Origin of the sequence: Pseudomonas sp. (genome assembly GCF_030698175.1) — a bacterium.
In the GTDB taxonomy this organism is placed as follows: Bacteria; Pseudomonadota; Gammaproteobacteria; order Pseudomonadales; family Pseudomonadaceae; genus Aquipseudomonas.
Genome location: NZ_JAUYNT010000029.1, coordinates 330,650 through 354,872 on the forward strand (window position 1 = coordinate 330,650; position 24,223 = coordinate 354,872).

Annotated in this window: 20 protein-coding genes; 9 read left to right on the top strand and 11 right to left on the bottom strand. The window is 58.6% G+C overall.

Translation table 11 applies throughout. The annotated features are described in order from the left end of the window. Positions 1-18 precede the first annotated feature (18 nt). The 7 genes from Q8R10_RS16840 to Q8R10_RS16870 form a co-directional block, all read right to left on the bottom strand. A complete protein-coding gene (locus tag Q8R10_RS16840; protein ID WP_305655001.1) occupies positions 19-1,017 on the bottom strand; it encodes a peptidylprolyl isomerase in 999 nt (332 codons plus the stop codon). A gap of 182 nt (positions 1,018-1,199) precedes the next feature. Beyond that, positions 1,200-1,895 (bottom strand): respiratory nitrate reductase subunit gamma, encoded by a 696-nt coding sequence (gene narI / locus Q8R10_RS16845; RefSeq protein WP_305655002.1) that lies wholly within the window; start codon positions 1,893-1,895, stop codon positions 1,200-1,202. Further along, positions 1,888-2,643, bottom strand: a complete 756-nt coding sequence (gene narJ / locus Q8R10_RS16850; RefSeq protein WP_305655003.1) for a nitrate reductase molybdenum cofactor assembly chaperone — start codon at positions 2,641-2,643, stop codon at positions 1,888-1,890. Before narJ ends, narI begins: the two co-directional genes overlap by 8 nt. Positions 2,644-2,645: 2 nt before the next feature. Next, positions 2,646-4,184 (bottom strand): nitrate reductase subunit beta, encoded by a 1,539-nt coding sequence (gene narH, locus Q8R10_RS16855; RefSeq protein WP_305655004.1) that lies wholly within the window; start codon positions 4,182-4,184, stop codon positions 2,646-2,648. A gap of 11 nt (positions 4,185-4,195) precedes the next feature. Further along, positions 4,196-7,969, bottom strand: a complete 3,774-nt coding sequence (locus Q8R10_RS16860) for a nitrate reductase subunit alpha (RefSeq protein WP_305655005.1) — start codon at positions 7,967-7,969, stop codon at positions 4,196-4,198. Between the two features lie 211 nt (positions 7,970-8,180). Beyond that, positions 8,181-9,596: a NarK family nitrate/nitrite MFS transporter gene (locus Q8R10_RS16865; RefSeq protein ID WP_305655006.1), complete on the bottom strand. Its 1,416-nt coding sequence runs from the start codon at positions 9,594-9,596 to the stop codon at positions 8,181-8,183. A 38-nt stretch (positions 9,597-9,634) separates the two neighbouring features. Then, entirely contained in the window at positions 9,635-10,912 is a 1,278-nt protein-coding gene (locus Q8R10_RS16870; RefSeq protein ID WP_305655007.1) for a nitrate/nitrite transporter, read from the bottom strand. Positions 10,913-11,146: 234 nt separating this feature from the next. Between Q8R10_RS16870 and Q8R10_RS16875 the strand changes: the two genes are divergently transcribed. From Q8R10_RS16875 to Q8R10_RS16885, 3 genes are read left to right on the top strand one after another with little or no spacing between them, the layout of a single operon-like run. Continuing rightward, positions 11,147-12,955 carry a histidine kinase gene (locus tag Q8R10_RS16875; RefSeq protein WP_305655008.1) on the top strand — a complete coding sequence of 603 codons (1,809 nt, stop codon included), beginning with the start codon at positions 11,147-11,149 and terminating at the stop codon, positions 12,953-12,955. Continuing rightward, positions 12,952-13,602: a two-component system response regulator NarL gene (gene narL / locus Q8R10_RS16880; RefSeq protein ID WP_305655009.1), complete on the top strand. Its 651-nt coding sequence runs from the start codon at positions 12,952-12,954 to the stop codon at positions 13,600-13,602. The genes Q8R10_RS16875 and narL overlap by 4 nt, the downstream gene beginning before the upstream one ends. 51 nt (positions 13,603-13,653) lie before the next feature. Beyond that, complete coding sequence (locus Q8R10_RS16885) at positions 13,654-14,004, top strand: DUF3147 family protein (RefSeq protein ID WP_305655010.1); 351 nt, start codon at positions 13,654-13,656, stop codon at positions 14,002-14,004. A gap of 11 nt (positions 14,005-14,015) precedes the next feature. Here the strand turns inward: Q8R10_RS16885 and Q8R10_RS16890 are convergent, their stop codons facing one another. Continuing rightward, on the bottom strand, positions 14,016-15,110 hold the full coding sequence (locus Q8R10_RS16890) for an ABC transporter substrate-binding protein (RefSeq protein WP_371133364.1): 1,095 nt from the start codon (positions 15,108-15,110) through the stop codon (positions 14,016-14,018). Positions 15,111-15,604: 494 nt separating this feature from the next. Between Q8R10_RS16890 and Q8R10_RS16895 the strand changes: the two genes are divergently transcribed. Together Q8R10_RS16895 and Q8R10_RS16900 are read left to right on the top strand one after the other, a co-directional pair. Next, positions 15,605-17,263 carry a nitrite/sulfite reductase gene (locus Q8R10_RS16895; RefSeq protein WP_305655011.1) on the top strand — a complete coding sequence of 553 codons (1,659 nt, stop codon included), beginning with the start codon at positions 15,605-15,607 and terminating at the stop codon, positions 17,261-17,263. Next, complete coding sequence (locus Q8R10_RS16900) at positions 17,247-17,744, top strand: DUF934 domain-containing protein (RefSeq protein WP_305655012.1); 498 nt, start codon at positions 17,247-17,249, stop codon at positions 17,742-17,744. The genes Q8R10_RS16895 and Q8R10_RS16900 overlap by 17 nt, the downstream gene beginning before the upstream one ends. 298 nt (positions 17,745-18,042) lie before the next feature. On the opposite strand, the gene Q8R10_RS16905 is transcribed toward Q8R10_RS16900, so the two are convergent. After that, entirely contained in the window at positions 18,043-19,035 is a 993-nt protein-coding gene (locus tag Q8R10_RS16905; RefSeq protein WP_305655013.1) for a YhdH/YhfP family quinone oxidoreductase, read from the bottom strand. Positions 19,036-19,081: 46 nt separating this feature from the next. Next, the gene (sohB, locus tag Q8R10_RS16910; protein WP_305655014.1) at positions 19,082-20,107 is read right to left on the bottom strand and encodes a protease SohB; all 1,026 of its coding nucleotides are present in this window, start codon (positions 20,105-20,107) and stop codon (positions 19,082-19,084) included. 212 nt (positions 20,108-20,319) lie between these two features. Between sohB and Q8R10_RS16915 the strand changes: the two genes are divergently transcribed. From Q8R10_RS16915 to Q8R10_RS16930, 4 genes are all read left to right on the top strand, one after another. After that, the gene (locus Q8R10_RS16915; RefSeq protein WP_305655015.1) at positions 20,320-21,030 is read left to right on the top strand and encodes a histidine phosphatase family protein; all 711 of its coding nucleotides are present in this window, start codon (positions 20,320-20,322) and stop codon (positions 21,028-21,030) included. 60 nt (positions 21,031-21,090) lie between these two features. After that, entirely contained in the window at positions 21,091-21,405 is a 315-nt protein-coding gene (locus tag Q8R10_RS16920) for an SCP2 sterol-binding domain-containing protein (RefSeq protein ID WP_305655016.1), read from the top strand. 206 nt (positions 21,406-21,611) lie between these two features. Further along, the gene (locus Q8R10_RS16925; protein WP_305655017.1) at positions 21,612-22,679 is read left to right on the top strand and encodes a phosphotransferase family protein; all 1,068 of its coding nucleotides are present in this window, start codon (positions 21,612-21,614) and stop codon (positions 22,677-22,679) included. A 38-nt stretch (positions 22,680-22,717) separates the two neighbouring features. Further along, entirely contained in the window at positions 22,718-23,485 is a 768-nt protein-coding gene (locus Q8R10_RS16930; protein ID WP_305655018.1) for an SDR family oxidoreductase, read from the top strand. Positions 23,486-23,620: 135 nt separating this feature from the next. Here the strand turns inward: Q8R10_RS16930 and Q8R10_RS16935 are convergent, their stop codons facing one another. Beyond that, positions 23,621-24,205, bottom strand: coding sequence for a hypothetical protein (locus Q8R10_RS16935; protein ID WP_305655019.1), 585 nt, complete (start codon positions 24,203-24,205; stop codon positions 23,621-23,623). Positions 24,206-24,223: the final 18 nt, after the last annotated feature.

A 24,223-nucleotide genomic window follows, 5' to 3' on the forward strand; every position in this document is an offset into this window, starting at 1 on the left:
TGCCACTACTCCAACGGTTTATTGCCCAGGCATCAATGCCGCGCCGGCTAAATGAATGCCTTCAATGTCGGCAGCTTCAACCAGAGTCTGCAAGTATTGCGCCACGGCTTTTTGCCAAACCCGTTGATACAGCTCGCTGCGAATGCTGCTGGCCACCGCCGTGTAGGGCAATTGCACACCGTCCAGACGCTGATCGACAAACACCAGGTGGAAGCCATAACGGCTTTCCAACGGCTGGCTGACCAAACCTTGCGGTTGACGGAATAACTGCCGCTCGAACTCCGGCACTGTCTGGCCCTTGCTCAGCTGCCCCAGCGCGCCGCCCTGCTCTTTCGATGGACACGCCGAATGGGCCAAAGCCAGCTCGGTAAAGCGCGCCGGGTTTTGCTGCAGCTCCAGCAACAAGGCTTGGCCTTGCTCGCGGGCAACGCTGCGGGCCTCGGCATCTTCCGGGGTGCAGGCGAGCAAAATATGCCGCGCCGCCAACAAGGGCGCGCTGACAAAACGCGGCAGGTTGCTGGCATAGAAATGCTCGCAGGCCGCTTCATCCGCCTCGGCCACCGGCACTTCCAGCTCGATCAGGCTGCGGATCGCCGCCTCCTCCTGGCTCTCGCCGGCACCGGCCTCAACCTGCAGACCCAGTGTCTGGCAACGCTGCTCGAGCAGCTCGCGAATCACCAGCGCTTGCACGGCGAGAAACATCGCCTCGCTCTGCTCGTCGGCCGGGTGATATTGCAGTTCTTGCGCCATGGCATCGGGCTCGATGGCCACGCCATTGACGCGAATGCGTGGCCAGTCCTGCTCGCTGCTGGCAATCAGCAACGGCTCGGGCTCACCGATTGAAGCCAGAGCTGGCGGCGTGAACTCCACCACGCCACTCGCCGCAGTTGTTACCGGCGGCAACTCATGGGCCAGCTCTTGTGCCAAAGTCGCTTCGACGACTGGCGCTGCTGGCGGCTTATCAGCACCGCCGCAACCACCCGTACCGCCGTTAGTACCACCACATCCACAAGCCATGACAACCTCCGAAAATCACGTAGGGCGGATGAAACCCGCGCGGGTTGCACCCGCCCTACGAACTTGATTTGTATGTGAGACGTAGGGTGGATAACGGCGAAGCCTTATCCACCGGATGTTCGTGGTGGGCAACGCTTCGCGGTTGCCCACCCTACACATGGCCGACGCGCAGCCGATCTCTCTTAAGCCTTTTGACGGACGATCTGGTAACGCCGGCCCAGATACCAAACCGGTGCGCTAACGATGTGTACCAGACGGGTGAACGGGAACAGCACAAACAGAGTCAGGCCGAGGAACACGTGCAGCTTGTACACCAAGCCCACCGAGGCGATCGCTTCAGCGGCTTGCACCGGCTGCAAAGTCACGGTGCTTTGCGCCCAGTTGGCCAGCAGCACCATCACCGAACCGTCCATGTGTTTGGTCGAGGCGAAGATGGTCAGCAGGCCCAGCACCAGCTGCGCCAACAACACCAGCAGGATCATGATGTCGGAGGTGCTCGACGAGGCCCGCACGCGCGGGTCGGTCAGGCGGCGCTTGACCAGCATCAGCAAGCCGATCAGGCACAGGGTGCCGAAGAAGCCACCGGACACCATCGCCAGCAACTGCTTGTTCTCGGTGCTGATCACATAGTGGTAGAGCGACTCCGGCATCAGCAGGCCGACAAAGTGTCCGGCCAGCACGAACAGCACGCCGACGTGGAACAGGTTGCTGGCGATGCGCATATAACGCTGCTCGGCCGCATTGCGGTTGAACACCTGGCTGGAACCGGCCTTCCAGGAGTATTGCGACAGATCGAAGCGCGCCCAGCTGCCGATCAGGCAGATGGCCAGCGCGATATAGGGGTAAACCCCGAACACCATTAAGTTGAAGCTAGACATGACGTGCCTCCAGGGGCAGTTCAATGGCTACCCCGTCCTGTTGGAAATCGACCCAATGCAGCGGAATTGCCGACTCTTCGCGGGCCTTGCCGGGGGCGCTGGCCATGCTTGGGCAGCGGTCCTGTTGCTCGGCCTGCATAAAGTCCACGGCCTCCTCCTCCCAGATTTTGTCCAGGGCTTCCAGCGAGTCGTCGCGCACCTCGGCCGCCACTTGCTCGCGCACCTCGGCCACCGCCACCTGCGGCTCGACGCCGGCAATTTGCAGCAGCGCCCGAAAGCAGCCGGCATAAGCGCTTTCGCGCTCATCCAAACGCGCCGCCAAGATCGCCAGCAAATGCGCCACATCCGCCAGGCCCTCGCGGGCCTCAAGATCTGCACAGGTGGAGAGGTACTCCAGGTACAACGGGATGTAGTCGGGCAGCTCTTTGACGCCGATGGCAAAACCGGCCTCTTCGTACTGCGCCAGCATGTCCACCATCGCCTGACCACGGTCACGGGACTCACCATGCACGTGTTCAAACAACAACAGCGACAGCGAGCGACCGCGGCCGAACAGGGCACCGTAGTGCTCCTGGCCGTCCATCAGGTCGTGGTCGCAGATCAGCGCCAGCAACTCGTGCAGCGCACTGCGTTGCTCCGGGCTGATATCCCGGCAACTGGTGATGGCTTGGTCCAACTCGTCGCGCCCGGCCACCAATTGCTCGGTGGGGTAATCCAGCAGCAGGGAAATTACCTTGAGGATTTGCATGCTCAGTCCTCCCACAACTGTACGGTTTTCAGGATGTCGCGTTTGTTAGCCTTCTTGGCGCCAAACATGTTGGTGTCCGAGCTGCCGCTGCAACCGCTGCCGAAGGTGAAGCCACAACCGGAGCGCTCGGCAAAGGCATCGCTGGAGGCCGATTCGCGGTGCGCACTGGGCACCACGAAACGGTCTTCATAGTTGGCAATCGCCAAGTAGCGGTACATGTCTTCCACCTGGGCCACGCTCAGGCCAACATCGGCCAGCACTTTCAGGTCTTGCACGCCATCCACTTGCTCGGAGCGTTTGTAGGCACGCATCGCCAGCAGGCGCTTCAGGGCCAGTTTCACCGGCGCTACATCGCCTGCGGTCAGCAGGTTAGCCAGATAACGCAGCGGAATGCGCAGGCTGTCGACATCCGGGATCACCCCGTTCATGCCCACGGTACCGGCGGTGGCGGCGTTCTGAATCGGCGACAGTGGCGGCACGTACCAGACCATCGGCAAGGTGCGGTATTCCGGGTGCAGCGGCAGCGCCAGCTTCCAGTCCACCGCCAACTTGTAGACGGGGGATTTTTGCGCGGCGTCCAGTACCGACTGCGGTACGCCATCGAGCAAGGCTTGCTTGATTACCACTGGGTCGAACGGGTCGAGGAAGATATCCAATTGCTTCTGGTACAGGTCCTGCTCGTTCGGGGTGCTGGCCACTTCCAGAATCCGGTCGGCGTCGTACAGCAGCACGCCCAGATAACGGATACGGCCGACACAGGTTTCCGAACAGACGGTCGGCATACCGGCTTCGATCCGTGGGTAGCAGAAGATGCACTTCTCGGATTTGCCGCTCTTCCAGTTGAAGTAGATCTTCTTGTACGGGCAGCCGCTGATGCACATGCGCCAGCCGCGGCATTTCTCTTGATCGATGAGGACGATGCCGTCTTCTTCGCGCTTGTAGATCGCCCCGCTCGGGCAAGACGCCGCGCAGGCTGGGTTCAAGCAGTGCTCGCACAGACGCGGCAGGTACATCATGAAAGTATTTTCATACTCGCCATAAATGTCGGCCTGGATCTTGTCGAAGTTCTTATCCTTACGGCGTTTGGCGAACTCGGTGCCGAGGATTTCCTCCCAGTTAGGGCCCCATTCGATCTTCTGCATGCGCTTGCCGGTAATCACCGAGCGTGGCCGGGCCACTGGCTGGTGCTCACCCAGTGGTGCGGTGTGCAGGTGCTGGTAGTCGAAATCAAACGGCTCGTAGTAGTCGTCGATGGTCGGCAGATCGGGGTTGGCGAAGATGTTCGCCAACACCCGGAACTTGCCGCCGATCTTCGGATTGATCGAACCGTCTTTGTTGCGCACCCAACCGCCGCGCCATTTGTCCTGGTTTTCCCACTCTTTGGGGTAGCCAATCCCGGGCTTGGTTTCCACGTTATTGAACCAGGCGTATTCCATGCCTTCACGGCTGGTCCAGACGTTTTTGCAGGTGATCGAGCAGGTGTGGCAGCCGATACATTTGTCGAGGTTCAAGACCATGCCGACTTGTGAACGAATTTTCATGGCATCAATCCTCAGTCAATAGTGGTCGGCAGGGGTTGCGGTAAGGCATCGCCATCGGTGCCATCCAGCCAATCAACTTTGTCCATCTTGCGCACCACCACAAACTCATCGCGGTTACAGCCCACGGTGCCGTAGTAGTTGAAGCCATAAGACTGCTGCGCGTAGCCGCCGATCATATGGGTCGGTTTCAACACCACACGGGTAACCGAGTTGTGGTGACCGCCACGGGTCTTGGTGGTTTCCGAGCCCGGTACGTTCACGATCCTTTCTTGGGCGTGATACATCATCACCATGCCGTCCTTGACCCGCTGGCTGACCACCGCACGGGCAGTGAGGGCGCCGTTGGCGTTGAAGCATTCGACCCAATCGTTGTCTTCGATACCGGCACGTTTAGCGTCGGTTTCCGACAGCCAGACAATCGGCCCGCCACGGCTCAGGGTGAGCATGATCAGGTTGTCGCTGTAGGTGCTGTGGATGCCCCACTTCTGGTGCGGGGTGATCCAGTTCAGCACGATCTCGGTGTTGCCGTTCGGCCGCTTGCCCTTCACGTAATCGATGGTGCGGGTGTTGATCGGCGGCCGGTAGCTCATCAGCTCCTCACCGAAGGCCTGCATCCACGGGTGATCCTGGAAGAACTGCTGACGACCGGTGATGGTGCGCCACGGGATGAACTCATGGACGTTGGTGTAGCCGGCGTTGTAGCTGACTTTGTCGTCTTCCAAACCAGACCAAGTCGGGCTGGAGATGATCTTGCGCGGCTGCGCCTGAATGTCACGAAAACGTATGGCTTCGTGCTCTTTCGGCACGGCCAGGTGGCTGTGATCCAGACCGGTAAATTCCGACAGTGCCGCCCAGGCTTTAACCGCCACATGGCCGTTGGTTTCCGGGGCCAGGGACAGAATCACTTCACAGGCATCGATGGCGCTGTCGATCTTCGGCCGGCCAAGGCTCACGCCCTCTTCACGGACCTTGTAGTTGAGCTCGCCGAGGAAATCGACCTCATGCTGGGTGTTCCAGTTGATGCCCTTGCCACCGTTGCCGTTTTTATCCAGCAATGGCCCGAGCGAGCTGAACTTCTTGTACACGTTCGGGTAGTCGCGCTCGACCACGCGCATGTTCGGGCAGTTTTTGCCCGGTACCGGCGCCACGCCTTGGGTTTTCCAATCGGTGCCACCAAACGGCTGGGCCAATTCGCCCGGGGTATCGTGCAGCAAGGGGGTGGTGACCAAGTCTTGCTCGACGCCCAGATGACCCACCGCCATTTCCGAGAAGCGTTTGGCAATGCCTTTGTAGATTTCCCAGTCGGAACGCGATTCCCACGCTGGGTCAATCGCCGCCGACAGTGGGTGAATGAACGGGTGCATGTCCGAGGTGTTCATGTCGTCTTTCTCGTACCAGGTTGCCGTTGGCAACACTATGTCCGAGTAAACGCAGGTCGAAGACATGCGGAAATCCAGGGTAGTGACCAGATCGAGCTTGCCGATCGCGCCTTCGTCTACCCACTCGACATCGCTGGGCTTAACGCCGCCACGTTTGCCGAGGTCTTCGTTCATCACGCCGTTTTTGGTGCCCAGCAGGTACTTGAGCATGTACTCGTGGCCCTTGCCCGAGCTGCCCAACAAGTTGGAACGCCAGATAAACATATTGCGCGGGAAGTTCACCGGGTTGTCCGGCTGTTCACAGGCAAAGCGCAGGCTGCCGTCTTGCAATGACTTGGTGACGTAATCCACCGGCGACATGCCCGCAGCAGCGGCGTCACGGGTGATCTGCAACGGGTTACGGTTCAGCTGCGGCGCGCTTGGCAACCAGCCGCCACGTTCGGCGCGGATGTTGTAATCGAGGGCGTGCTCGGGGAACTGCGACTTGTCGGCCAATGGCGAGAGCACTTCGTGCATGCTCATTTTTTCATGCCGCCACTGGGATGAGTGGTTGTAGAAGAAGCTGGTGCCGTTCATCTGCCGTGGCGCCGGGCTCCAGTCCAGACCGAAGGCCAATGGCAACCAACCGCACTGCGGACGCAGTTTCTCTTGGCCCACATAGTGCGCCCAGCCACCGCCGGTTTGCCCCACGCAGCCACACAACATCAGCATGTTGATCAGGCCACGGTAGTTCATGTCCATGTGGTACCAGTGGTTCATCGCCGCGCCGACGATGATCATCGAACGACCCTTGGTTTTGTCGGCGTTGTCGGCAAACTCACGGGCGATCTGGATGGCTTTCTCACGGCTAACGCCGGTAATCAGCTCTTGCCAGGCCGGAGTGCCCGGAACGCTGGCGTCGTTGTAGTCCTTGGCGACGTTGCTGCCACCCAGACCACGGTCGATGGCCAGGTTAGCCGCCGACAGGTCGAATACGGTGGCGACTTTCGCCTGGCTACCATCGGCCAGGGTGATGGTGCGTACCGGCACCCGACGCAGTTGCACGGCTTCACCGGCCACGTGCTGGAAGTGTTCGTGGGTCTGACCACCGAAATACGGGAACGCCACTTCGGCCACGCCTTCACCGAGCAAGCTCAGCTGCAGGTCGATCTCACGGCCTTCGCCGCCTTCGATGGCCTGAATGTTCCACTTGCCCTTCTGGCCCCAGCGATAACCAATCGAACCCAGGGGCGAGACCAGCTGATTGCTGTTGGCATCCAGGGCGATGGTTTTCCATTCCGGGTTGTTTTCCTGGCCGAGGTTGTCGGTCAAGTCCGAGGCGCGCAGGAAGCGATCCGGCTGATAGCCGCTCAGCTCTGGGGTGGCGCCTGCGTGTTCTTTGAGCAGCACCAGAATCGGCAAGTCGGTGTAGCGCTTGGCGTAATCCTTGAAATAAGCGCTCGGCTTGTCGAGGTGGAACTCTTTGAAGATCACATGATTGAACGCCTGGGCCAGCGCCGCATCGGTGCCTTGCTTAGGGTTCAGCCACAGATCGGTAAGCTTGGCCACTTCCGAGTAATCGGGAGTGATGGCCACGGTTTTGGTGCCCTTGTAACGCACTTCGGTGAAGAAGTGCGCATCCGGCGTGCGCGTCTGCGGCACGTTAGAGCCCCAGGCGATGATGTAGTTGGAGTTGTACCAGTCGGCCGATTCCGGCACGTCGGTTTGCTCGCCCCAGACCTGCGGCGACGACGGCGGCAAGTCGCAGTACCAGTCGTAGAAAGACAGACACACGCCACCGATCAACGACAGATAGCGGCTACCGGCGGCGTAGCTGACCATCGACATGGCCGGGATCGGCGAGAAGCCCACTACCCGGTCCGGGCCGTGCTCTTTAACGGTGTAAACGTTGGCGGCGGCGATGATTTCATTCGCCTCCTCCCAGTTGGAGCGGATAAAGCCGCCCATGCCGCGTTTGCTCTTATACGACTCGGCCTTGACCGGGTCGGAAACGATGCTGGCCCAGGCTTCCACCGGCGCCATGGTCAGCCGGGCTTCGCGCCACAGTTTCAGCAAGGGTTTGCGGATTTTCGGGTACTTCAACCGATTGGCGCTGTAGATGTACCAGCTGTAACTGGCACCACGGGGACAGCCGCGCGGTTCGTGGTTGGGCAGGTCGTTACGGGTACGCGGGTAGTCGGTCTGCTGGGTTTCCCAGGTGATCAGGCCGTTCTTGACGTAAATCTTCCAGGAGCAAGACCCGGTGCAGTTCACCCCGTGGGTGGAGCGCACGATCTTGTCGTACTGCCAGCGTGAGCGGTAAACGTTCTCCCAGTCGCGCGACTCGATACGGGCCTCGCCGTGGCCTTCGGAGAACTCACCTTGCTTGCGGTTAAAAAAACGCAGTTGGTCGAGTAAATGGCTCATCTTCTTTCCTCTCAGACCAGCTGCGGGTTAGTCGCAGCTGGCACAGTCAATAACGGTTTCAATCTGTGTATAAAACTCGTTCTAGAGCGTCGCGAGCGAAGGTCAGGCTAGGCAAAAGTGGTTGAGGAAGCGGAATTTACGTTCTGTAAATGAGCATTCCGAAAACACTTTTAACGCCGCCTGACCGAGCGCAGCAGCTCTTGAACGAGTTTCAGCAAGGCATCTCTGCGCCTTTGCGTGCATAGCTCCACCAGGTCAGCAAAATGCAGCTGACGTAAAAGCCGATAAACACATACAGCGCCATTTGCGGGCCGCCGGTGAGGGCCATCGAGGTGCCGAAAGACTTCGGAATGAAGAAGGCACCGTAAGCGGCGATGGCCGAGCTGAAGCCCAGTACTGCGGCGGCTTCTTTGCCGGCGCTCTTGCTGGCCTGCTCTTGCACGTCCTTGCTCTTGCCGGCGCTGAGCCGCTCGTGCAGGGTGCGGAAGATCACTGGGATCATGCGAAAGGTCGAACCGTTGCCGATCCCGGTGGTAACGAACAGCAGCATAAACATGGCCAAGAAGCCGTAGAAGTTACCGCCCTCACCGCCCACTGGCAGAAAGTGCAGCACACCGAAGACCGCCGCGATCATCAGCACGAAGTTCCACAGGGTGACCTGAGCGCCGCCCATTTTGTCCGCCAACCAGCCGCCGACGGGGCGAATCAGCGCACCCACCAACGGCCCGAGAAAGGCGAATTTAAGCGGATCAACACCCGGGAACTGAGTCTTGATCAGCATCGGGAAGCCGGCGGCAAAGCCGATAAAGGAGCCGAAGGTGGCCAGATACAACCAGCACATCAACCAGTTATGTTTGCGCTTGAAAATCACCGCTTGCTCGCTGAACGAGGCCTTGGCGCTGGACAGGTCATGCATGCCAAACCAGGCAGCGATGGTTACCGCGAGGATAAACGGCACCCAGATGAAGCCGGCGTTCTGCAACCACAGCTGGCTACCATCTGGCAGGGACTGCGGGGCGCCACCCAGGGCGCCGAAGATGCCGAGGGAAATCACCAACGGCACGCCGAACTGCATCACCGACACGCCCAGGTTACCCAGGCCAGCATTCATCCCCAGTGCAGTGCCCTGCTGGGCTTTGGGGTAGAAGAAGCTGATATTGGACATGCTCGAGGCGAAGTTGCCGCCGCCAAAACCACAGAGCAACGCGATCAGCACGAAGACGTTGTAGGGCGTGCTGGCATCTTGCACGGCAAACCCCATCCACAGCGCCGGGATCAGCAATGACGCGGTGCTCAGGGCGGTCCAACGGCGGCCACCGAAGATCGGCACCATAAAGGAGTAGAAGATCCTCAGCGTGGCACCAGACAAGCCCGGCAAGGCCGCCAGCCAAAACAGCTGATCGGTGGTAAAGGTGAAGCCGATGCTGTTGAGACGGACGATCACCGTGCTCCAGACCATCCACACCGCAAAGGCCAGCAGCAACGCTGGGATCGAGATCCACAGGTTACGGGTGGCGATAGCCTTGCCGGTGGTCGCCCAAAAATGACTGTCTTCCGGACGCCAGTCGGTAATCACCGGCCCCTGTTTGGGCGCTTGGCCCGTCACCGCTTTGTTTGTGGCTGACATGGTCGTGCTCCTAGAACTAATCAAAAACCGTGAACGAATCAAGCGTCGCTAGGCAACGGGCTTAGCGCACCGGAGCCCGTCATTTTCGTACCCATAATTGGGGTTTTGCGTACTTCGCTGAGGTACATCCAGATCAAGGAGATCCAGACCACCCCGTACATCAACATGAAGCAGGAAGAGCGCACGCCGGTGAGGTCCACCAGGGCGCCGAACATGATCGGCAACACGAAGCCACCGAGGCCGCCGGCCAGGCCGACGATGCCGGAGATGGCGCCCATGTTGTCCGGGTAGTCATTGGAGATGTACTTGAACACCGAGGCCTTGCCGAAGGCGAAGGCGATGCCCATGACAAACAGCAGCACGGTGAACAGCGTGGCGTTCAGGCCGATATGGAAGCTTTGCGGGCCATTGACGGTTTGCACCACCAGGTCGGTCTGCGGATAGGACAGCAGGAACAGGCAGATCCAGCTCACCCACATCACCCACCAGGTCACACTCTGGGCGCCCCACTTGTCCGACATCCAGCCACCGATGGCGCGCAACACGCCGCCCGGCAAGGAGAAACAAGCGGCCAGCAAGGCTGCAGTCTGCAGAGTGAAGCCGTACTCCTGCACGTAGTACTTGGTCATCCACAACGCCAGGGCCACATAACCACCGAAGACGATCGAGTAGTACTGGCAGTAGCGCCAGACCTTCGGGTCTTTCAGGGTCAGCAGTTGCTCTTTCAGCGACACCGAACTGGGTACCAGGTGCTCTTTCTTCTCGTAGGTGAGAAACCAGAACAGCAACGCGGTGATAAACATAATGGCCGAGTAGACCTTGGGCACCATCTGCCAACTGGCGGCGGCGATGATCGCCGGGGCGACGAACTTGGTCACCGCAGCGCCGGCGTTACCGGCGCCGAAGATGCCCATGGCGGTGCCTTGAGTGGACTTATCAAACCACTTGGCCACGTAGGCGATGCCCACCGAGAAGGAGCCGCCGGCCAGACCGACGAACAGCCCCAACACCAGGAAGTGCCAATACTCGGTGGCCAGGCTGATCAGGTAGATCGGCAGTACGCACACCAGCATTAAGATAAAGAAGACGATCCGACCGCCAAACTTGTCGGTCAGCAAGCCCAGCGGCAAGCGCACCAAAGAGCCGGTTAGCACCGGCGTGGCCGCCAGTAAGCCAAACTGGGTTTCGTTCAGTTGCAGCAGTTCTTTGACCGGCACGCCGAGGATGGCGAACATCATCCAGACCATAAAACAGACGGTAAACGCCAGGGTGCTCATCCCCAACACCAACCCCTGTTGTACCTTTACACTCGCCATGACAGAGCCCTTCTACGGTTAACATGACTGCGACATTAGGCAGTCAAGCGCCGACTAAAACTGACCTGGATCAAGTAAAGCTCCGCCGCCATGTCCTACCCTTAGCCGCTCTACCTCTTAAGTGATAGCTCCGACATTTAACAAAAAATGCTTTATAAACAATATGTTAGACAAACAAAGAAGAACCCTTGGCAGCCCTTTCGCCAAGTCCAAATCATTAGAGGTAGTAAACCCATGCTGGTACTGAAATGGTTGCGCAGCTCACTGCCAGCCCGGGCCGGCCTCGCGGTGTTGCTGATTGCCGTACTGGCGTTATCCAGCGCCATGAGCGCCGGCTTGATCGCCTGGCTCAGCGAGGACGACGCCGCCGCCATCAATACCGCCGGCTCCTTGCGCATGGCGACTTATAGCTTGAGCTGGAAACTCCAGGCCCAGGCGCCGGCCGAGCAGATCAAGGCGCAGGTGGCCAACCTCGAACAGCGACTCAACAGCCAAGACCTGCACAAGGTGCTAGAAAGCGATCCGCAGGCGCCATTACGCAGCGCTTACCTGCAACTGCAACAGCGCTGGCAGCAGGAACTACGGCCGGCCTTGGCCGCCGGCAACCCGCAACTGTTTCTCAGCCAGGCCGATAACTTCGTCGAACAACTGAGCCGCTTCGTGTTGTTGCTGCAACAAAGCAGCGAACGCAAACAGGGTTGGCAACAAAACATTCAGGGCGCGGCGCTGTTTATCACGGTGTTGATTCTGCTGATTGGCATGTATGAACTGCAGACCAACGTGATCAATCCATTGCAGTATCTGAGCACCGCCGCCGAGCGCTTTCGCGCAGGCGATCACTCGGCACGGGTCGAGTTTCAGTCCGAGGACGAGCTGGGGCAGATGGCCATGAGTTTTAACGCCATGGCCGATACCATCGAAGAATCCCATCGCACCCTGGAAAGCCGTGTCGAACAGAAAACCGCCAACCTGGCCCAGGCCAATGCCGCCCTGCAGTTGCTGTTTCTCAGCAGCCGGCACCTGGCCAGCACGCTGAGCAGTGCCGAGCAGCTGGACCTGCTGATCGACAATTTCCAGACCCTGATCCCCGGCCTGCGCCTGACCCTGTGCTTGCACGGCAGCCCTAACACCCCCGCCGAACAGCTGATCGCCCTGCACGGCAGCGAGCTACGGGAAATCTGCTCGCGCAATGACTGCGCCACCTGCGAGCGCTTGCAACAGCCAAACCTGCAGACCTACCCGATCAACAACCAGGGCAACAGCCTCGGCGAGCTGCGCGCCAACTTTGACGATGGTCATCGGCCGTTGAGTTGGGAAACCGAACTGATCCAGGCGCTCGCCGATTTGGTCGGCACCGCCCTGTCCCTGGAACGTCAGCGTGAGCAGGACCACCGCTTGCTGCTGCTAGAAGAGCGCACCATCATCGCCCGCGAGCTGCATGACTCCCTGGCCCAGGCCCTGTCGTATATGAAACTGCAAGTCAGCCGCCTGCAAACCCTGATGCGCCGGGGCGAGTCCGCCGAGCAATTATTTGCCGTCAGCGAGGAAATCCGCGAGGGCATCAACAACGCTTACCGCCAACTACGCGAACTGCTGACCACCTTTCGCCTGCAAATTCAGGGCAGCGGGCTGGATCAGGCGCTGGACGATACGGTGCGCGAATTTGCCGAACGGGGCAATTTTGAGGTGCTACTGCAGGTCGAACCCCTGGCCTTTACCCTGGATGCCAGTGAACAGATTCACCTGCTGCAAATCGCCCGCGAAGCGCTGTCCAACTGCGCCCGCCACGCCCACGCCAAGCAGGTGCGGGTGCATTTGCGCCAACAGGGCGAGCACATCGAACTGCTGATCGAGGACGACGGCTGCGGCATAGGTCCAAGCAGCGACCCGCGCCAACACCACGGCTTTACCATCATGCAAGAACGGGCGCGCAGCCTGCAGGGGCAACTCCAGGTTAGCGCCTGCGAGCCTCACGGCACCCGCATCCATTTAAGATTTCAACCGGGATTTCTCGGTCGCCATGCAGAGGAATCCCCCCTATGAACAGCCCCGACACCGACCCACGCTTTCGCCTGATGTTGGTCGATGACCATCCGATGATGCGCCGTGGCATTCGCCAATTACTGGAGCTAGAGGACGACTTTCGAATAGTCGGCGAGGCCAATAACGGCGAAGAAGCTTTAGCGTTGTTGGAGGCCCTGCAACCGCAGTTGATTTTGCTCGACAACAACATGCCGCTACTCAACGGCATCGAAACCCTCAAGCGCCTGCGGCAGATTGGCTACAGCGGCAAGGTCTTGTTGTTTACCGTGTCCGATGCCGAGAAAGACGTGCGCGACGCCCTGCGCTTTGGCGCCGACGGCTACCTACTGAAAGACATGGAGCCGGAAAAACTCATCCAGCAGGTGCGCGAAGCCCTGCACGGTGAACTGGTGATCAGCCCAGGATTGACCCGCGTATTGGCCCAAGCCCTGCGCGACCCACAAGCAGCCAATCAGGTCGAACTGACCGAACGTGAGCAGCAAGTACTGCGCATGATCGCCGGCGGTAACAGCAACAAAATGATCGGCCGCAAACTGGGCATCACCGAGGGCACGGTCAAGGTGCATGTGAAAAACCTGCTGCACAAACTCGGCCTGCGCTCACGGGTAGAGGCTGCCGTCTGGGCGATGTCGCACGAACAGGTTTGATGCAACAAGGCTCAACAACGTTCAGTCACTCAAGCGTAACGGGAGCTGCCAATGGCGTGGATCATCAGCAAATACGCGCTCACCGCGCTGGTGGTGGTGCTGGTTTCCGAGCTGGCCAAGCGCAGCGACAAACTCGGCGGTCTGGTTGCCGCGCTGCCCTTGATCACCATATTGAGCCTGATCTGGCTGTACCTGGAAAACCAATCAGCCGAAAAAATCGCCAACCACGCCTGGTACACCTTCTGGTATGTAGTGCCAACGCTGCCGATGTTTCTGGCCTTTCCACTGTTGCTACCGCGCTGGGGGTTTTGGCCCACCTTGCTGGCCTGCGCAGTTATCAGCAGCGTTTGCTTCGGTTTGTTTGCGCTGCTGGTTAAACGCTTTGGCGTGGACTTGCTCTAGGCCCCTGGCCGCTAGTCGAGCAAGGCTTGCAGTGAGAAGTGGTAGTCGCGCATCTGGGGCTGAGTAACGGCACTAAAACGGCGAAAATCCAGCCCATAGCCCTGCTCTTTAATGCGTTTGAGCAGCTGCGCCGCCTGGGGTTTGTCCAAACGCATAAACAGTGGGTCTTGCCGGTCTTTACCGCCGCGCTGGGCAAAATCCAGCCCGGCGTCGTAGTCGTGCAACAGCACCAGCGCCCAGCCACCCGCGGTAAAGTGCCCACCGACCAGTACGCTGACGCGCTCATCGAGACGCGCTTGCAGCACCTCAACCGAGTTGTTCAAGGCTGAAAACAGCAGCTCCCGCCCCGGCGTTTTGCCCAGCTCTTGCGCCGCGCGCATAACCCCGAAAGCCATTTCGTCGTTGGCCGACCAAATCAAACTGACCCCCGGATGGCGCGGCAGCAACACTTGCGCTTGCTCATAGGCGCGCTGACGATTCCACTCACTGTTCACCAGTTGCTGTAGCCGTACTTGCGGGTGTTCGGCCAAGGCGCGCTGCAAGCCACGCTCACGCAGCTGCGCTGCCGGCGTTTGCTTGACCCCGGAGAACGCCAGCATCTGCAGCGCCGCCTGGGAGTTGACGCGCTGCGCCTGTGTGATCAAACCCTTGGCCATGATGTAGCCGGCCTCCTCGTCATTGGGCACCAGGCTGCCAATCCAGTTGGGGTATTTTTCTCGGCTCTGGCCGATCAGGCTTTGCTGGTCTGGGGTCAAGGTGCTGTTAACCGCAAACAGCTTGACCTGGGTGCCTTTGGACAGCCGCAAAATTTCCGGCCCGGCATATTGCTCATTGACGAAGACCAGGTAATCCGGGGGCTGTGGCCCCTGCAGCACGGCCCGCGCTTGTTCAAGCATCTTGGGCGGATCGCGCTCGGCATACAGCACCTGCAAGTTGATGCCCAGATCAGCGGCGGCAGCCTGCATAAACTGGGTGTAGCTGACCCAGTAAGCTTCATTGGATTTGCCGGGGTTAAGAAACACCACATTGGCCGCGCCGGCAAAACCGCCCGCCAGCATCAAGCACAAGGCAAAGCCCCAGCGTACAACGCATTTCAATTTCAGCACCCATGAACAAGTTGGTAAAAGTCGCGGCCTTACTAGTGGCCTTATGCAACCATCGCCACATAGTACGGTAAAACAACAACGCCGCCGTTGGCAGCTGACCAAGGGCGGCGTTTAAAGGCTTACAAGCGACGTTTATTGATGGCTGACCCAGTAAACCGCGGTGACTACCACTAACAGGATCAAAACAAAAATAGCGCGGGCATCGACCACGCTATCGCGATTATCGGGCTCAGAGTGATCAGTCATGGCGTCCCCTTGGAGGTAGTTATTCTTGTGATAGTGGCCGCTGTCGACCACTTGCCCTTGCAGTTAAGACCACGGCAGCCGCTTGCTCAAGCCCGGCCGCTGATTGGTTAGCACTCGAAGTTCGGGCCATATACTAAAACATCACTTTTGCGCATAACCCTGAGCTGGTATCGTGCCCCCGCTCCAATTTAGGGAGTGCGCGGCCGTGCGCGCAGATCAGCTGTAGCAGCCTGAAAACAGGACATTTCATGTACGTATACGACCAGTACGACCAACAGATCGTCGAGGACCGCGTTAAGCAGTTCGCCGATCAAACCCGGCGCTTCTTGGCTGGCGAGCTGTCAGGCGAAGATTTCCGCCCACTGCGCCTGCAGAATGGCCTTTATATTCAGCGTTACGCGCCGATGTTGCGGGTTGCCGTGCCTTACGGCCTGCTCAGCTCAAACCAAGTACGTATGCTGGCCAAGATCGCCCGCGACTACGACAAGGGCTATGCGCACATCAGTACCCGCCAGAACGTACAGTTCAACTGGCCCGAGCTGGAAGACGTGCCGGCTATTCTTGGCGAGTTGGCGACCGTGCAAATGCACGCGATCCAAACCAGCGGCAACTGCATCCGCAACACCACCACCGACCAGTTTGCCGGTGTGGCCGCGGATGAGCTGATTGATCCGCGCCCTTGGTGCGAGATCATCCGTCAGTGGTCGACTTTCCACCCCGAATTCACCCACTTGCCGCGCAAATTCAAGATCGCCGTCAACGGCTCGATCAGCGACCGCGCCGCAATCGAGGTGCATGACATCGGTTTGGAGGCCGTGCACAACGCCGCCGGCGAACTGGGTTTCCGCGTGTCGGTCGGTGGCGGTTTGGGCCGCACGCCGATAGTCGGCAGCTTTATCAATGAGTTTCTGCCGTGGCAGCACCTGCTCAGCTACCTTGAGGCCATCTTGCGGGTCTACAACCGTTATGGCCGGCGCGACAACAAGTACAAGGCACGGATCAAGATTCTGGTTAAGGCGCTGACCCCTGAGGTGTTTGCCGAGCGCGTCAACGCCGAGTGGGCGCACATTAAAGATGGTCCAACCACCCTGGACAACACCGAAGTACAGCGCGTCGCCCAATACTTCGTCGATCCGGCGTATCTACCACTGGTAGACCAACAGGCCGCGTTGAGCGCCCTGGACGCCGAGCACCCAGGCTTTGCCCGCTGGCGTCAGCGCAACACCTTCGCCCACAAAAAACCCGGCTATGTGGCGGTGACACTGTCGCTAAAACCCACCGGCACCGCGCCCGGCGATGTCACCGACAAGCAACTGGATGCGATTGCCGACCTGGCCGAGCGTTACAGCTTTGGCGAGGTGCGCAACAGCCACAACCAGAACATCATCCTTGCCGACATTGAACAAACCCAGTTGTTTACCCTATGGGGTGAGCTGCGCGAACTGGGTTTTGCCACGCCTAACGTTGGTCTCTTGACCGACTTGATCTGCTGCCCGGGTGGCGACTTCTGCTCGCTGGCCAATGCCAAGTCGATCCCGGTGGCCGAAGCCATTCAACGGCGCTTCGACAACCTGGATTACCTGTTTGACATCGGTGAGCTGGAGCTGAATATCTCCGGCTGCATGAACGCCTGTGGTCACCACCACGTCGGTCACATCGGCATTCTCGGCGTCGACAAAAAAGGCCAAGAGTTCTATCAGGTCTCCCTAGGGGGCAGCTCGGGCCGCGACGCCAGCCTGGCTAAAATCCTCGGCCCATCCTTCGCCGAAGAGGATATGGCCGATGTGATCGAGAAAATCATCAATGTCTACATCGAGCAACGCAGCCCCGAAGAAAGCTTTCTCGATACTTTCCGCCGTATCGGTATCGACCCATTCAAGGAGCGCGTATATGCAGCGAATCATTAAAAGCGGCCAGATCATCGACGAGACCTGGCACCTGCTACCCAAGGACGCGAGCCTCGACGGCATCTCCAATTGCGACGACATCATTGTGCCGCTGGCGCTGTGGGTCGAGCACTCGAATGCGCTGAAAGCCCGTGATGGTGGCTTGGGTGTATGGCTGGAAGCCGGTGAGGAAATCGAGGAAATCGCCGAGGATTTGCGTAACTTCCAGGTCATCGCCCTGAATTTCCCCAGCTTCACCGATGGCCGCCACTGCTCCACCGCCTGCCTGTTGCGCCAGCGCTACGGCTACCAGGGTGAAGTACGCGCCATTGGCGACGTGTTGCGCGATCAATTGTTTGCGCTCAAGCGTTGCGGCTTCGATGCCTTCGCCTTGCGCGCGGACATGAACGTTGAAGACGCCTTGCTAGCCTTTAGCGAATTCACCCACGTTTACCAGGCCTCAAGCGACCAGCCACTGCCGCTGTTTCGCCGCCGCGCTTAACAGACCGCTGAAAAACTACTGCGCTCGGCTATGCGGCGTTGAAATCAGCCTCAAAATGCTCATGTACTACTCGTACACTGCGCTTTTGACTCACTACGTTCGCCCTGCAGGCCAGCCTGCGGCTGTTACTCCGCTTCGCTGCGTAGCGGCTGACTTCGCCTTGCCTAGCCGTCGCTCGCTACATTTTTCAACGACCTGTTAATGCCTGTGTAGCAACCCGCTAGTTGCAAAAAAGCCCTGAAGTTCAGGGCTTTTTTCTGCGTGGTGGCTTAATTAAAACAACCAGCCGCACCCAGCTTCAGGTCAAATTAACCAAGATTCGGCCGCTGCTCTTAGCCGCCAACATTTGCTCAATCGCCGCAGGTACCTGCGCCAGCGTCACCTCATGAGCCAAGCTTTCCAGGTTGCTGAGTTTCCACTGCAACGACAGCTTGTCCCACATCGAGGCCTTGACCACCAAGGGCAGCTCGACCGAATCAACCCCGAGCAGGTTGACCCCGCGCAAGATAAACGGCAACACGCTGGCGTTAAAGCCAATGCCAGCAGTCAGCCCGCAACAGGCCAGGCTGCCGCCGTAGTGCAGCGCTTTAACCACATTAAACAAGATATCGCCGCCGACGGTATCCACCGCCCCCGCCCATTGCGGTTTGAGCATGGCCTTGTCGGTACCCTCCAGCAGACTGCTGCGGCTGACTATCTGCGTAGCGCCGAGGCTCTTTAGATACTCAGCCTGTTCAGGCTTGCCGGTCGCCGCCGCCACCTGATAGCCCAGGCTGGCCAGCAAGGCCACGGTAATACTGCCAACACCGCCAGTAGCACCGGTGACCAAGACCGGGCCCGCGTCCGGAGTGAGCCCGGCCTGCTCCAGCTTGGCCACGCAGAGCGCCGCCGTCAGCCCGGCGGTGCCCAAGAGCATCGCCTCACGCAGTGACAAGCCTTGCGGGCGCTTCAGTAGCCAGGCCGCCGGCACCCGAATGTACTGGGCAAAACCACCGGAGGTGTTCATGCCCAGATCGTAACCCGTGACTATCACCTCATCGCCGGCAACAAACTCGCTAGCACTGGACTGCTCAACAATCCCCGCCGCATCGATGCCTGGAGTATGTGGATAGCGCTTGGTCACCCCGCGATTGCCACTGGCCGACAGCGCATCCTTGTAGTTCAAGGAGGAGTACTGCACGCGGATCAATACTTCGCCGGCGGGCAAGTCAGCCACTTCGCGGGTCTGCACCTGCGAAACAAAGTGGCCATCGGCTTGTTCACTCACCACCAGTGCTTGAAAACTAGTCATGCGGTTCTCCTTCTTTTATTCAGTGGTGCTAATGCTCAACACGGCTTTATTGCCAAAAGCGTTGCTGGCTAAGTCGGCTCCACCAATTGAGTAACACCCGGTCAATGGCCACGCTGGCCGCCATACCGAAACGCTCCTGCAGGGTCTTTTTCTCGGCGTAATGCAGGTGGAACAACTCGGCTTCGCGGGCGCGTTCACCGAGGTATTCATCGCTGGTTTTCAGTTCATCGACCAACTTGTTGTCCAATGCCGCCAGCCCGAGCCACACCTCGCCGGTGGCGATTTCATCTATCGTTAATTGCGGCCGGTAGCGCGAGACAAAACCTTTAAACAAGGTATGAGTGGTTTCCAGGTCTTCCTGGAATTTCTCCCGACCTTTTTCGGTGTTTTCGCCAAACACCGTCAAGGTGCGCTTATAGGTGCCGGCTGTCAGCACTTCAAAATCGATCTCGTGTTTTTTCAACAAGCGGTGCACGTTCGGCACCTGTGCCACCACGCCAATCGAGCCGAGTATGGCAAAGGGTGCACTGAGAATTTTCTCACCGATGCAGGCCATCATATAACCGCCACTGGCCGCCACCTTGTCGACGCAGACTGTCAGCGGCACACCGGCTTGGCGAATCCGCGCCAGCTGCGAAGATGCCAGCCCGTAACTATGGACCATGCCGCCGCCGCTCTCCAGGCGCAATACCACTTCATCCTGGGCGGTGGCGATGGCCAGTAACGCGGTGATCTCATGGCGCAAATGCTCGGTGGCCGAGGCCTTGATGTCGCCATCAAAATCCAGCACAAAGACACGGGCTTTTTTATCGCCAGCGCGTTTTTTCAGTTTGGCTTGCTTGCCTTCAAGCTTGCGCAGTGCCTTCAGCTCCTGCTTGTCGAGCACCGTCTGCTCCAGACGCTCACGCAGGCTGCGGTAAAAATCATTGAGCTTTAGCACCTGTAAATGACCGCGACCACCCTGGCGGCCTTTGCCGCGCAACGCGGCAATCACTAGCAGCACCAACACCACAGCAACCACCACTGTGACGGTGCGGGCCAAAAAACCTGCATATTCAGCAAAAAACTCCACACATATCCCCTTTCGTTTTATCCATATCAGCGCGTTTAGCGGCGACGACACTAGACACTCAGCATACCGGCGCTACCGGCCGTCGACCAGCCGCAAACCTATTCAGCAAGTCTCTGCTCGAGCAATTCAAACAAGCGTATGTTTTTACGTTGACAGGCTGTTTCTATCCCCATAACCTCGGCTCACTTTACCCCCAACGGACAATCCAAAACGTGGGCAGTATTTATCTAATTCGACATGGCCAGGCCTCATTCGGCGCCGACGACTACGATGTGCTTTCGCCCATCGGGATTCGCCAGGCCGAAGTATTGGGCAAGCACCTGAGCGATTTGGAGATCCGTTTTGACCGTTGCTTGAGCGGCGATTTACGCCGCCAGCAAGACACCGCCAAACACACACTGCACCAACTCAGCGCGAGCGGCTGGATGGCCCCAAGCCTTGAAATCGACAGTGCTTTTAATGAGTTCGATGCCGATGCGGTAGTTCGCAGTTTGCTGCCGGGACTGCTGCCAGAAGAGCCACAGGCACTGGCGATTTTGCGCAACGGCCCACAAAATCGGGCGGAATTTCAGCGCCTGTTTGCGCGAATCATTCAGCGCTGGGTCAGTGGCGATTACCCGGCCGACGGCCTGGAAAGCTGGACCAGCTTTGTTGAGCGGGTTGCCGACGGGTTGCAACGCATACTGATACAAGCGCAAAGCAAAGATAACATCGCGGTGTTCACCTCCGGCGGTACTATTACGGCCATGCTGCGCCTGATTACGGCGGTACCGGCCGAGAAGGCTTTCGAGCTTAACTGGCAAATCGTCAATACCTCACTCAGCCGCTTGAAGTTTCGCGCGACTGAAGTGGCCCTAGCTTCCTTTAACAGCCAGGTGCATTTACAGCTGTTAAAGGCGCCGGAGCTCATCACCTTTCGATGAGCTCCAGCTCACTGTGACCCGCAAGGTCGCCAACAAAACCTGAAACCAAAGGATAGAACCATGACCTCAGTTGCTGATATCGCACAAACCATGCAATCCAAGTTCAACGCTGCCGCTGCTGCTGGCCTGGACCTGGTATTTGGCTTCAACATCGAAGACGGCGAAAACTTCTTCCTGACCGTTAAAGATGGCGCTTGCGAAATGAGCCAAGGTGAGTCGGCTGCTGCCAACGTTACCCTGATCATGAGCACCGAAACCCTGAGCGGCATCACCACCGGCGAAACCGACGGCATGCAAGCATTCATGGGCGGCAAACTGCGCGCTGAAGGCGACATGATGTTGGCTATGAAACTGGGCGAACTCTTCCCAGTTTAAGCTTCTGACTGTTACTGGCCGCTGAAAAACCGGAGCCCTTGGGTTCCGGTTTTTTTTCGCCTGGAAAACCTTAATCCATCAATCCAGCCGACTGATTACGCTGCAACACGCTCACCAATAACAGCAACCGCAGCTTGTGAGCTAGGCTGAGCAGCATTAGATTAACCAATAATCTCAAGCCCCCATCATAAGCAAAAGGGATAAGCATGGCGCTTACTGATCAATCCACACCTATCCGCGCAGGCGAAGAACTCGACGTTGGCATTATTGACGCCTACCTCAAAGCGCATATTGATGGCTTGAGCGGTACGCCAGTCATTAGTCAGTTCCCAGGCGGCGCCTCGAACCTGACCTACCTGCTGCAATATCCCGAGCGCGAGTTGGTACTGCGCCGACCGCCCTTTGGTCACAAGGCCAAATCGGCCCACGACATGGGTCGCGAGTACCGCATTCTCAACCAGCTCAATACCGGCTTCCCCTACTGCCCAAAGGCCTATGTGCACTGCACCGATGAGTCGCTGATTGGCTCCGAGTTTTATGTGATGCAGCGGGTTAACGGCATCATCTTGCGCGCCGACTTGCCCAGCGAATTGAATTTCGACGCCAAACAAACCCGCCAACTGTGCGAAAGCTTTATCGACAAGCTGGTGGAGTTGCACCAGGTTGATTACAACGCCTGCGGCCTTGGCGATTTGGGCAAGCCGCAAGGCTATGTGCAGCGGCAAATCAGTGGCTGGAGCGACAGATACGAAAAAGCCCTGACCCCGGATGCGCCACTCTGGACCGAGGTTAAGGCCTGGCTGAACGCCAAGATGCCGGCCGATCATCCGCGCGCAAGCATCGTACACAACGACTACCGCTTCGATAACGTGCTGCTCGACCCCAACAATCCACAGCAGATCATCGGCGTGCTGGACTGGGAGCTGACCACCCTGGGCGACCCGCTGATGGACCTGGGCAACAGCCTGGCTTACTGGATCGAGGCCAGCGACCCTGCCCCGGTACAGCTGATGCGCCGCCAGCCGAGCAACGCGCCGGGCATGCTGACCCGCCAAGAATTTGCCGATTACTACGCACAACGGGCCGGGATAAAAATCGACTGCATCGACTTTTACTACTGCTACGGTCTGTTCCGCCTGGCCGGCATCGTCCAGCAGATTTACTACCGCTTCTATCATGGCCAGACCCAGGACAAACGCTTCGCGCAGTTCGTGCACATGAACAAACTGCTCGAACAGATGAGCCTGCAGGTCATCAAGCAATCGCGCCTGTAAGACGCACACCGTTAAGCCCACTCAATCAGGAGCAGCGCATGTCCAAAACCAACTTGTTCGACCTTGATGGCAAGATCGCTTTCGTTTCCGGTGCCAGCCGTGGCATTGGTGAAGCCATCGCCAAACTGCTGGCCCAGCAAGGCGCCCATGTGATCGTCTCGAGCCGCAAGATCGACGGCTGCCAGGGTGTGGCTGATGCCATCATCGCCGAGGGTGGTCAAGCCACCGCCATCGCCTGCCACATCGGCGAAATGGAGCAGATTCAGAGCGTATTTGCGCAAATTCGGGAGAAGTTTGGCCGCCTGGATATCCTGGTCAATAACGCCGCCACCAACCCACAGTTTTGCAATGTGCTGGATACCGACCTGTCGGCTTTCCAGAAGACGGTCGACGTTAATATTCGCGGCTACTACTTTATGTCGATTGAAGGCGGCAAGCTGATGCGCGAAAGCGGCGGCGGCAGCATCATCAACGTGGCCTCGATCAACGGCGTCACGCCGGGCGAATTCCAAGGCATTTACTCGGTCAGCAAAGCGGCCGTGATCAGCATGACCAAGGTCTTCGCCAAGGAGTGCGCGCAGTTCAATATCCGCTGCAACGCCCTGCTGCCGGGTCTGACCGATACCAAATTTGCCGCGGCCCTGACCAAGAACGACAGCATCCTGAACATCGCCCTGCAGCGCATTCCACTCAAGCGCGTCGCCGACCCAAGCGAAATGGCCGGTGCGGTGCTGTATCTGGCAAGCTCCGCCTCCAGCTACACCACCGGCGTGTCGCTGAACGTCGATGGCGGCTTCCTCTCGTAAGCGCGCGGATGACGCCGCGCGCGAAAAATTCGCGGCTTTCGGTGAGATGAATCGATTTCGCGAGTATTGCAGAATGAGCAAAGGAATTGCGCAGTACAAAACAAACGGCACCTAGGTGCCGCTTGTTGTTTTTGGTCAGCGACTGAAGGCTGAAGTGATTTCCTGAATCTCGGTTTTCAACTCCCCGCGCCGTTCTCCTAGATCTTCCACCTTGGCATCGATCTCGGCTATCAGCTTGCGGCGTTCAGCAATGGTCGGATGCTCCAGGTTCCCCCACATATTCTCACCGACCACTTCGTGAAGGCGCGCCATCAACTTCTCATGCACCGCATCCGGCGTGAAGAAGCACAGCATTTTGAACGTGTTAGTCGCTTCGCCGGCGGCAGATACCATCTGGCCTATATCTTTGAAGACGCCATCTACGCCCTCAAAACTTTCCCATGGTTTTTCGGCATACGGAGTGCCATAGCACGCCGACCATCCGAAGCGCTCACGTGCCCACACGCTGGCGACGCCCTTGCCATGCTGCTGAATAGCCTCTTTCAGATACTGGCTGTGGTCGCTCAGCCGGAGCGGAGCGGCGTACAGATCGGCCTTGGCCTTGCGTAGGTCGCTGACTTGGTGCTCGACGCCGCTCAGCTCTTCATTGAGACCATCCAGCTTGCTGTCGATGTCCGCCATTGCGGATTTAAGGGCAGTGAGGCTCTGTGAAATATCCATGTGGTGATTCCTTGATTG